We start from the raw sequence: 12295 nt of genomic DNA, 5'->3' as shown, positions 1-12295 counted from the left end.
CGAGCTCGCGGCCGGACTCACCCAGCTCCAGGCCACCCGGGAGATCGCCTACCACCTCGGCCGCACCCTGCACGAGCTGCGGCAGGTGCAGCAGGGCCGGCGCCTCTTCAGTGGTCTTCTCGGCCGCCGGAGGCCGCTCCTGACCGCGGATCTCGCCGGCAAGCTGATGATCCTCGAGGCGATGGCGCGGGAGGTGGATCCCGGTGCGGCGCGGACCGATGCGCTGGCCGGGATGCGGAAGTTCGCGGGGCGGATCGCGAAGGACCTGCCGCCCGGCCTGAACCTCACCGACCACCTCAGCGACCGGGCCGGCACGATGCTGGCCGAACCACCGGCACCGTCGCCCGCGACCGGCCCCAACCCGGTCGAGCCGCGTAGCCGTCGCGGCGATGAGGATCCGTTCGTCATCAACTACCTGGACCCGGCGTGGCGAGGCCTGCCCACTCCATTCACCGCCGCGCGGCCCACCCCGTCCGTCCCGGCCGACGCGCTGCACGCGGCCGTGGCCTGGGAGGACAACGCCTACCTCCTGCTCACCCACCAGGTCGATCTGCCCGCCCTGCACGAGCGGATCGGCAAGTACCTGCCCCAGGCGGTGCAGGTCGCGGCGGTCCACGGCACCACCTACCTCGAGGGGCTCGCCGAACGCTGGGACGGCGATCTGGGGCAGGGCTTGCAAGCTGCGCTGGCAGCGCCTTCGTACATCCCCGCCCCGCGGTCGCTGTCCGACGCCGCGCCGTGGTTCGGGTTCGGTCCTGGCGAGGTGGACGCGTTCACCTCGTGGCTGGAGCGCGCAGGAATCGGAACTGATCTGTCCACTTCGGACCTGCTGCGGCTGCGCGAGGTCGCCGCGCTCCTCGTGCTCGGCGACCACCTGGTGACCGGGCCGCAACGCCGTGAGTTCGCCGAAGCCGAGCCGGTGGTGCTCGGCGACGCCTTCCACAGCCTGCCGGACGGCGTGCGGGCGGCCGCGCTGCTGCCCGGTTCCGACAGCGACTTCACCCGGCCGGTACACGCCGAGATCCAGCGGCTGCCGCAGGCCGACCAGGTCCGGCTCCGCCGGTCCGTCCAGCACCTGCTCGACCGGTTCTTCCACGGCGGCGACGCGGTCCGGGACGTCCCGGCGGGCGCCACCGAACGGCTCGCCGCTGCGCTGCACGCCTACGGTCCTGCGTTCGCGGCGTGGCTCGCCGGGCAGATTCCCGGCGCCGCGGTCACCGACGGATTCGCCCAGCTCGACATCGCCGCCGAGCTGGCCGCGCTGGACAACCCGCAGCACGCTCCGGACACCGCGGACCAGGTGCCGGAAGCCGATTTCAGCGGCGACCGCCACGTTCATGCGAAGGTTCGCGAACTGGCCAAGCTCGCCGACGCCTACCAGCGCGGCTGGGCCGCCCTGGCCGGGATCGAGGGCAGCCCGGACGACCCGGCGACCATCGCCCGGGCCGCGGAACTGGCCGAGCCGCTGACCGGCATGCTCCAGGCGATCGGCCCGCGGGCCGAGGAACTGGCCCAGCTGGTGACCGAAGCGATCGAGCGGCACGAAACCGGGGAAAGCCAGGTCGAAGTGGCGCTGACACACCGCTACCGGAGGCTCGCCGGGACGCTCGAGCTGGTCGCGGCTCGCTGGGCGGACCACCAGACCCGGCTGGCCGAGGTGAACTTCCAGCTGACCCGGCTCGCGCTCTGGACCGAGACGGCGGAACAGGCCCACGCCGCCGAAGCTGAGGCGCGCGCCAACGGCACCACGCCGATCCTGCCGGACGTGGGCGGCGATCCCACTACGTCGGCCACCGCCGAGCAGTACCTCGACAGCACTCGGCGGGATCTCGTGCGGGCCGTGGGCCGTGCGGAGGAACTACGCCGGCCACTGGAGGTGGCGCTGGCCGAGCTGACGCGCGAAGCCACCTCCCTGAACGAGGTCCACGCGCAGTTCCAGCGGCTCGCGGCGCCGGCGGAGGGCATCGACCCAGCCACCGACGGCTCACGTGTGTTCCGGGCGAACCCGCTGCGGAAGGGTGGCCTCGCGCTGTCGGACCTGACCCAGCGCGACCTCGCGAACGTCGAGCAGGTGGTGGGTCTGCTCGAGGCGCGCGAGCGGCTCCTCGAGGTCTTGCGTGAAGCGGGGTATAGGGGACGACGCGCGAAGGACTTCGCCCACCTGCTCGGCTCACCCGAACCGGCCGTGCGACAGGCGGCCGCCGAGTTGGCCGGGGTCGAGAACGCCCTGCGGACACTGTTCAGCGGTGACGCCGAGGCCACACACCACGGTCTTGGGCTGAGCAAGATCATCACAGGCAGCGACGAGCCGGCGCGGTTGCTCGAGAACGCCATACTGACGCACGAGAACTTCGCCGGGAGAGTCCGCGATCCGGAGAGTCTCATGCTGCTCGCCGAGCTGCGCACGGCGGAGGAGCACCCGGCGCCCGGGTTCGCCTACTTCCTCGAAGAAGACGACGAAGGCGGATTCGGGGACAAGTCCCGCAAGGGCGTGCTGGACGACCGCCTCTACTACATCAAGATCCGGCAGTCGACCGAGTTCCCGATCACGGCGCTGACCACGCCGATCGAGAAGCAGGAACCGCCGGACGCGGTCGCCGCGGCCGAACCGTCGTTCTACAACATTCTCAAGGTCACCTGGGTGTCCGGAACGGACCGCATCCCCGGTGGCCGGGTGTTCCGGGCCGGGTTCACCCTGCAGGGCCGGGTGGGGCCGTCGCTGGCGCAGATCGAGTCGGGCGACCACCCGCTGGCGGCGGAGTTCCGCCTGCGCGCCAAGGCCGCCTGGATCAAGGAGCACCACGGGGTGCGGATCGGGACCCAGGCGGATCTGGACGCGTTCATCGCCAAGCACGGTTCCGACCCGACCGAGGGCGTGGCGCTGACGATGCCGGCCGTGGTGCCGACGGAGTGGGTCGACGGCGGACAGCTGGTCGTGGTGGTGCGACCGGACGGCGAGCGCACCGAGGTGCACAAGGACCGGAAGAAGCTGCTGAGGGATCAGGTGGCCGGGTACCGCTCGCAGCTGCCCACGCTCGGGGTGGAGGCCCGCACCACACTGCTGGTGCAGGCGTTGAGCGCGGCCGGCGCCACGCTCGGCACCCTCACCTCAATGGGCGTCGGCCTGGGGGTGAGCACCAGCTACGCCGCCGCCCGCGGGACCTACTACGCCTGGACCGGGATGGTCGCGCCGTCCGCTTTCTACGTCTCGCTGGGCAAGCAGATCGAGGCGGCCAACGAGATGCGCCGCCTCCGGGCGTTCATCATGCGGAACGGTATGGGCCACACCGCCGACACGCTGAAGCAGGGTCGGCACGACAGCGCCCAGGCGTTGCGGCCGCCGGCCGCGCTCACGCACACCGAGGTGCTGCACACCGCACCGCCGGAGCCGGTTGCCACGCTCACCGGCGAGCAGTTGAACGAGCTGCAGCAGCAGATCCAGCGGATCGGTGCCGAGGTGGCCGATGAGCTGGTTGCGGGCACCTTCCCCGAGGAGCTGATCCACAACGCCACGTTGCGCACCACGTTGCAGGGGCTGACGGAGGTGTCGTGGTCGGACGAGCAGATCGCCGCGCACGACGCGGGTGACGAGGTGGTGCGTGATTCCGGAACCCTCCACTTCAGGCTGCCCACCGGGGAGAACCTCAAGGTGTCCCTGGTGACGTCGGAAGGGCGGTCGTACCAGCAGCTCACCGGCGGTCGCGTGCCCGCCAACGAGCAGCGGTACTGGATCGGCGTGTCACCGAACGCCTTCCTCGCCGGGGAGGACGCCGTCCGCGCGACGATCCGGAAGCAACTCGTGGATGTGGTCATCAAGGGCACGCAGTTGTGGATCCAACCGACGCTGAAGGCGCTGGCGACCGAAAACTTCATCACGCTGCCGCTCGAGGCCACCGCCACGGTGGCGTTCAACATGAGTGCCGGCAGCCTGGAGTTGATCGCCCCGCTCGTGATGAGCAGTGCTGGGTCGCGGCTGGGGTTCACGACGTCGCGCTACGTGAACTTCAAGTACAACGTGCTGGCCCGGCGGCTGTGGGAGGACGCGGTCCGCAAACGCCAGGGCTTCCAGGCGCTGATCGGCGCGACGGACCGGATCGCGATGGCGCGGACGTCGCTGAGCTTGCTGAGCGCCGCGGACGGGGTGAGCCAGGGGATCGCCGCGGAGATCGCGCGGCACCTGCCCGCGCAGCCGGCTCCGGAGACCGTGCCCGGCGATCCCGCCCAGCTGGTGACCCAGGCGGCCGACGAGATGCTGGCCCGGGCCGTGACCAGGCCGGGAATCGCTTCGGCACGGTTGCTCACCGCGGAAGAGGTCGTCGCGGCAGGGGCGAAGGCCGAGCACGAGGCCGCGCGCAAGGCGGTGGTGGCGGCCGAGGCCAAGGCCGGGAAGGCGGCCGCGGAGCTCGAGCAGGCCCGGTCCGACGGTGCGTCCGAGGAGGAGATCGCCGCGAAGACCGCCGCGGCCGACCAGGCGGCCGCGGCGCTGCGCGAGGCCCGGGAGCGGGTGCCCGTCGCGAAGCGGAAAGCCGACGAAGCCGAAGCCGCCGCGAAACCGGTGGCGCAACGCAAGGACGACGGCGAAGCGTTCACCCCCGAGGAGATCACCCGCGCCCTGGAAGCGGGTAACGGGCTGACCGTGCGGATCACGGCCGAGCCGCAGCTGCGTACCCCCAAGGTGCCGGCCGAGCTGCGGATCCGGATCGGGGTCAGCGACCTTCCGGGCGCCGGCGCGCCGATGTCCACCCGCCTCGGGGTGCACCGGCGTGGTAACACCGACGTCCGTGAGTTCGTCACGCTGCTGCCGGAGCACTGGGCCGGTCAGGAAAGCCGGCTGCCCGCCGCCGACCTCCGGATGTGGGTGCACCGGCACGTCGACGATCTGATCGAGCGCGAGCAGTTCCTGCACGGCCGGGAGGTCCGCCAGCTGGCCGCGGCCGCGTTCGGCAGAGCGGTCGGCAGCGGGGCGGTGAACGCGGCGGTCAGCGTTCAGCAGGGCAACATCGTCGCGGCCGGCCAGTCCGTGACGGAGGCGAGCCAGCAGACGCTCGACGGCTCCATGCGGATCATCACGGTGCAGAACAACGTCCAGCGGATCTCGGCGCGGATCCAGAAGGAGCTCAGCCCCACCGCGGCCACCGCACGGGCGATGGACGACCAGGCACTGGTCGTGGCCACCCGGATCCACCACGCGGAGCGGAACCTGCGGGAGATGCTGTCCCGGTACGCCGACCACCCGGTGCTGGGTGAGAAGGCCCGGGAAATCCTCGCTCGCCGGGGACCTGAGCTCCCGCGGCCCGGAACGCTTTTCGAAAACATGGAGCGCATGCGGGAGAGCGGGGAGCTGGTGCAGCGCGTCAAGCACCTGGCGAAGGTGCTGCGGTACGGCAACGGCGAGTACGTGCTGCACATCGACAAGGTCCGCAAGGCGGGTTGGAAGGAATGGCGAGCCAAGATCCGGGGTGCACACCGGCAGCACCTGATCATCCGGTTCGTCACCGGGATCCCGGGTGAGCCCACCCGGGTCGTGGCCAATGTGATCGACTCGCACTTCCTCGTCATCGGAGAGAACGCCGAGGAGGCGCTGGACCGCATCGCCCGTATCGTGGCGGTGTACCACCACGGGCCGACCGGCGTGCCCGGGGCGCTGAACCTCCTGCTCGACGAGCTCGGCCCGGGCAACGGCGGCAGTTTCGTGAGCCGGACCACGCCCGAGCTGATCAGCTCGGATCCGGACTTGGTTGCCATCGGCGAACAAGGAGGCTCGGGCGTGTTGTCGACCATCTTCAACACGATCCTGAACAGCTGGTTCCGCCGCGGCGAGTTCCTCCAGGGCGAGCAGTTCCGGTGGCGCTACGCCTACGACGGCGCCGTCATGTCCGAGGACCGCAACGCGGTGGCGCAGTACATCGCGCTGAAGACCGCCAAGTACAGCCGCCGCCAGATGCTCGACCTGATCGAGTTCGCCGAGGTGGCCCAGTGGTACGCGCCCAAGACGGTCGAGGTCCTGCGGGACGTCCTCGCCGGTGACGCGCAGTCGCCTGCCGAGGTGTTCGTGCGCCACGGCATCCGCACCGACCGGCTTCCCGCGGAGTGGACCTGGGCCGACCTCGACCGGTACGTGCGGGACGCCGAGGTGCCGGCGCTCTCCCGCGCCGAGGCCGCCGACGTGCTGGCGCAGCTGGAAGCGAAGATGGATGCGCAGGGGGTCCACCCTGCGCGCCGCGACCCCGAACACCAGGAGTCGCGCGAGCGGTGGACCAAGACGGTGATCGCGCTGGCACGTCACCAGGCGGGCACCGAGAGCCACTACTACCGCGACGTGCACGTGGACACCCGCTTCGGGCGGGTCGGCGTCCGCCTTCCGGTCGAGGGCGCGTCCTACCAGGACATCCGGATCTGGCACGAGGCGGACCTGCTCGCCCGCCTCCGTCCCGGCCAGTTCGCGCCGTCCAAGCTCGCGAACGTCCCGTTGGTGTGGCAGTCGGTGGGCAACCACCAGGTGCACAGCGCCGAGGACGGCCGGCCCCTCGCCGAGCACGAGCCCGTGCCGGACCACGTGCTCGACGACATCGTGCAGCTGTTCGCCGAGACGTCCCGGATCACCGAGGACGACCTGCCGCCGCTGCCGGGGGGCTGGGCCGAGTCCGGTGACACCGCGCGTTTCGCGCACCAGTTGTCGGACCGGGCGGACCAGGTGCACGAGCATGTCCGAGCGGAACGCGGTGACCTGATGCAGGCGTTCCGGATACCCGAGGATCCCTTCACGGCCGCGCGGTCAAGCTGGCCCGGGCTCACCCGGCGCCCGTTCGGCTTGCTGCACATGAAGCTCGACCGCGGCAGCATCCTGGTCCGCGAGGGCGGTGCCCGGTTCCGGAACTGGGAACACGCGCTCTTCGGCGACCCCGTCGCAAGTCTGGCCGCGCACCTGGAGCTCATGGACTACAACGCGGATGACGAGGCCCGGCTCCTCCAGCGCTGGGAGGAGGTGATGACCCGCACCAACCCGGAGGCTATCGCGGGGTGGCAGACCGACCTGCCGCGGTACCGCGCGTACTTGCGGATCACGACCGCCATCGAGGAATCCGATCGGGCTGCCCAGGAGTTCGACGACCCGGCCCGGATCTTCGAGGACGACACCGCCAGGGCCGCGGACCTGGCTGGCAAGCTCAACCGTGCGCACGCGGTATGGCGCACCGGGCTGACCTTCACCGCATCGGAGGTGCGCGACGCGCTGGAGGCGCACCTCCGCCGCCGGTCCGCCCCGGCTCCGGTTGCGCCGGTCCTGCCGACCGGGCCGCTCGACGCCTCGGAGGCCACCGCGCGCCATGTAGCGGTCCTGGCCGGACTGGACGTCACCGGCATCCGGATCAAGGTGGTCACTGACGCCGAGGTTCTCGCGATGATGCGCAGTGAGGACGCGCTCGGACTGACACCGACGTTCACCGAGGACGAGATCTGGCTGGCTCCCGAGGCGTTCGAGTCGGCGGACACGCTGGCCCGCGTGCTCGGGCACCAGGTGGCCTACGTTGGTCAGCTGCGCGTGGGCGTGCGGCCGACGGAGAACCTCCTGCCTCTGCTCGAGGGCAACGCGGAGGCCAACGCTGATGCGGCGGTGGACCGCCTGCACGGCGGCCGGTCCCGTCCCCCGGTGGTGGAGCCGGAGCAGCTGCCGGCACCTGAGGGCGACGCCGTACCGTTCCTGCCTCTGCTCGAGGGCAACGCGGAGGCCAACGCTGATGCGGCGGTGGACCGCCTGCACGGCGGCCGGTCCCGTCCCCCGGTGGTGGAGCCGGAGCAGCTGCCGGCACCTGAGGGCGACGCCGTACCGTTCCTGCCTCTGCTCGAGGGCAACGCGGAGGCCAACGCTGATGCGGCGGTGGACCGCCTGCACGGCGGCCGGTCCCGTCCCCCGGTGGTGGAGCCGGAGCAGCTGCCGGCACCCGAAGGCGACGCCGTCTCGTTCCCGTTCCACGGGGAAGGACACGCTCACGACGCAGTTCCAGGTGACGAAGATGGACGACCTGACGACGTTCCGGAGGATCCGGGTGATGAGGCGGGAACGGGAGTAGCCGATCGAACCGGGGACGACGTTGACCGACTCCGTGACTTCGCCGGCCGCCTGGACGGTGCTGTCGATCGAGTTTCCGACACCACTGGCCCGCAGGAACCGCTGGACGATCGTGCCGCTGGAGCGGACGACACAGCCCCCGCTGAGAGTGGGGACGGTGCTGATCAACAGCTCCTGACCGACCGGAAGGAGCTGTTGGCGGCGTTCGACACACTGCGGCGTGTGGTGCCGGAGTTGACCGTTGAAGACGACCAGGTCAAGCTAAACCGCACTCCGGTGGCGGTGGACTACACCGACGCCGGGACGCGGAGCGGACCTGCGCTGATGGCGCCACGGTCGAAGAAGACGGCCGTCCGCCTCCACCTCGACGCCGGCACGTCCCGCGACGAGGCTGCTCGCGTGCTGGCGGAGCAGATCGGCCGGATCCGGCACGAGCGGAATCAACAACAGAACGTCCTGCAACGGCTGTGGTCGGGAAAGTTGCCCGGCCCAGACCCGGCGATGGTCGACGCTCGGACAGCCGCCCGGCTGCTCGTCCTCGACCTGCTGGCGGTGCAGGAGGCTGACGCCCGGGCCGCGGGCCAGACCGCTCGCATCGGAGAACTGGCCGAGCAGGCCCTGGACATCGCGATCGACGTCAAGGACTTCGACGCGGTCGCCCGAGCGCACCTGCGGCCGTTGACGCTGGCATTGATATCGGAGCCGGATGATGCTCTCGACATCGTCGCCCGAGAGCAGTTGCGCGACCTGCCCGTGCCGCTGTCCCCGGAGGAACAGCGCAGTCTTCCGGAGCCGGTGTGGCAGGTACACAACGTCGTACCGCAGCAGACCGAGCCGGTGCCGGTGCCGTGGCGGTGGTCAGGCAAATACGAGCAGATGTTCCCGCCGGCGCGCGCGAGCCGGGTGTACGGGGAGCGCGGCACTCTGGTGCCGCCCACGCAAGCGCAACGGGCTGTCGCCCGCGAGGTCCTGCCGTACACCTTGTCACCCACTACGGCGGACCTGGAGCGCGCCGTGCGGGTGCTCGCGCCGTGGAGCGGCGATCCCGCCGGGGCACTCGCCGAGACCGACGCGGCGATGGTCGTCCACGACTACTGGCTGGGCTACGGCGCCGACGTGGCGGCGCGTCGCACGTTCGACGGGTTCGCCGACGGGGATCCGGACAAGCCGACCGGCCGCGAGAGCGTGGCCCGGCTGGAGGACCGGGGCGGGCGGGCCCAGCGGCTGGTCGACCTCCGCGATGACCCGGACGCAACGGAGGAGGAAAAGGCCAGGGCGATCGACGCTGCCTACCAGCGGATTCCGGAAATCCTCAACAACCGGGACTACGGCTTCGCTTACGTTGTGCTGCACGGGGTCGCCGAAGAGCCGGTGGTGACCGGTGTGGCCATCCAGCCGAACGTGGAACCCTTGTTCATCCACCTCGGACGGAGCGCCTCCCGGCCGCTGTACGGCTACACCGACGGCGTGTACGCGATCGACGTCCTCCTGCACGAATCCTATGGAAAACCCGTGCCGATCAAGGGAGCCCCGCTGTCCGAGATCAGCACCCGGCCGCCCACCAAGGCGTATCTCGACGCCCTGCCGCTCTCCGTGACTGACGCGCCGACCGCCTCGGCGGAGGGTGCACCACGCCCCCGGACAAGGGCGGACTGGCAACGGCTCGCCGAGCGCATCATGGCGGCGGAGCTGGCGAACGAGGAGGTGTCGCACTTCCCGTCGGAGGTTGCGTCCCTGTACTACTCGCTCACCAAGGATCGTGCGGCACGCCTCGAGCTGCGGGCGCTGGCCGAAACCACCCGGGGCCCGGACGCGTTCGCCGCAGCGGTGCGACGGCTGGAGCACACCGCCGCCTGGCTGGGCCAGCTGCCCAGCACGTTGCTGGCCGAGCAGTGGCGTGCCGAACTGGGCAGCCTGGTGCCCGCATCCGAAGCTGCGCTGCCGACCCACTACCCCGCCGACAGCGTGTCGGATCAGGAGCGGATTCAGCATGTCCTGAAGCGGATCGACGGCGAGCGGCTCACGCCCGACCAGTTGCTCAACCTCCGCGACAGCCGTCCGGAGCTGGCGGCGTTGCTCGACTCCACCCGCGGTGAGACTGACACCAGCGCCGAGGTCGGGGCGCATTACGACAAGCCGGATGGTCTGGTTGCGCCGGACCACCGGGAGGTAGCCCCTCTGGCGGAGATGATCGTCGCAGGAAAGGATCTGAAGAAGTACGTGCACTTGCTGGATCGGCCGGGCGTCGAGCCGTTTGAGGTGTTCCTGGCGCTCCGCTCGATCATCCACGACGGCGTGCCCAAGCTTCCGGCAAGGCCGGCTACCAAGGGCATCCGCGACGGCAAGCCGTTCGGCGCCGAGCTGGGCGCAGCGGGCCGGGTCGAGCAGATCACCGGCGCTCGGTTCCGCAAGGTTGACGGTGTTTCGCGCGTTCGCGTGGAAATCGTCAAGGATGCCGTCCGCAAATCCCCGGGTGCGATGGGAATGATGCTCCGGGACACCGGGAATGCGGGGCCCGCGGCGGTTGTCGTGGTGAATTACCAGGGCACCGTCTACTGGATCTCTCACGAAGTGAGCGGCGACCCTGAACATTCCAGCAACCTAGGACTGGATCGGCTAAAACTGAGTACTCGCCCGCCAGAATATGCAGGCAGCATCGTCTTGATCACAGACGGTGAGAGGAAACCGGTCGTTCCCGAGAAGTCGAAACCGAGCAGGATCAGCCAGCTTCCGCCGACGGCGGCCTACGTTCTTGCTGGGGATGACCGCGAGCTGGAGCAGTGGGTGCACCAAGCCGTCCTCCTGGCCACAACCGAACCGGACCCTGTCCGGTTCGGCGACCTGGCTGACGCCTACCACGCCCTGGCCGATCCCCGGGCACGCCGTCAGTTCACTGCGTGGTACCAGCACGTGGATGGTGATCTCGCCCTGTTCCGGCGCGGGTTCGAGACGTTCCAGGCCCGCGCGGTGCACGCGCACCCGGATCTGCCCGCGGAGCTGGCCGTCGACCAGGCGCTGGCGCGGGAGTGGGACCGCGGCCCGGGTGCGCTGGTGCCCGCCGACCTGGCGCCCGGGGCCGACAGGCACGCCGACATCAGGTACGTCACGTCGGTGGGTACGCCGATCGCCTTCTCCGACGAGGCACTGCACGCGTTCGCCCGGCAGACTCCGGTACTCGCCGCACTCGTGCGCAAGCGCGAGGTGCGCCTCAGCGAGGACTATGCTGCGGCCGATCTGACCTCCTTCCAGCCATCCGCCGTGGAACACAAGGTCCCGAAGATCGAGCTGAGCGCGGCCACGAATCCCGCGACCAGGTTCGCCGAGGACCGGGCCGTGGTGCGAGCCGAATTCATCCGCGTCCACCAGGACAAGCCCCAGTTGCTGGCCCTGCTGGAGGATCACGAGTTCTTCTACTCCGCAGGCAAGACACGCATGGTGCTCGTGCATCGCGCGTTCGGTGACCTGATGGATTCCGCGTTCTCCCGGCGGGACGCGCGCCACCCGGCCAACCCGTGGCCGCGGGTGCGCCGCCCCGTCATGGATGGGGTCGACACCGCCGGATGGTCGTGGCGCCCCGACGACCGGCCGTTCATGGAGACTCTCGATCCGCACCGGCTCGAACCCGGGGGCACCCGGACCGGCGTGACCTACCAGGTTCTGCGTGCCCTGGCCGCCACTCGACCGCAGATCATCCGGGACGAGCTCGTCACCGAGCTGCCGGAGTCCGGGGATCACCTGGTCCGGCTGCACGTGGGGGGACGAGTCCAGGAGGTCGCGGTGCCGAACGAGTTCCTGTTGCCGTCCGAAGTCACCGCCCCGCGGTGGATGCTGGCGGTGGAGAACGCGCTCATCAACCGCGACTTGATGTCCGCGGATCGCCGCGGCGACGCCGACCACGTCCAGCGGGTCCTGGCCGCGGTGTCCGGACTGCCGGTCGAGCAGTTCACGATCCCGGAGCCCGACCGCGTTGTCGCAGCACTGGAGCGGCTACTGCCGGCAGTCGCCGACGCGCGGATGCCGATGTTGGCCTCGATGCCGTCAGTCCAGGACGGTGTTTTCGTCCCGGCGACCCCGGTCCGGGAGAACGGCGAGGTCCGGCTGGACATCCCGGGGTGGCCGACCAAACCGACCATCGCGGAGTTCGCAGAGCTGCTCTCCCCCGACGATCCCCTGGTGTTGGGCGTCCCCCGAGAACTCGCGAAGGGGGTTGCGGTGGATTCCCAGTGA

Annotated in this window: 1 protein-coding gene (only partly in view); it reads left to right on the top strand. The window is 70.4% G+C overall.

The window, feature by feature from the left end; genetic code table 11:
• A protein-coding gene (locus FHX46_RS19920; RefSeq protein WP_167117242.1) for a hypothetical protein crosses the window boundary here: on the top strand, positions 1–12295 show its end. 17210 nt of this gene lie to the left of the window's left edge; 12295 of the gene's 29505 nt are visible here — the last part of the coding sequence; the start codon falls outside the window, past its left edge; its stop codon occupies positions 12293–12295.

It is taken from the genome of Amycolatopsis viridis, assembly GCF_011758765.1.
GTDB classification, from domain to species: Bacteria; Actinomycetota; Actinomycetes; order Mycobacteriales; family Pseudonocardiaceae; genus Amycolatopsis_E; species Amycolatopsis_E viridis.
The sequence above is the reverse complement of the archived record's forward strand: the minus strand, read 5'-3'. Positions and strand labels throughout refer to the sequence as shown.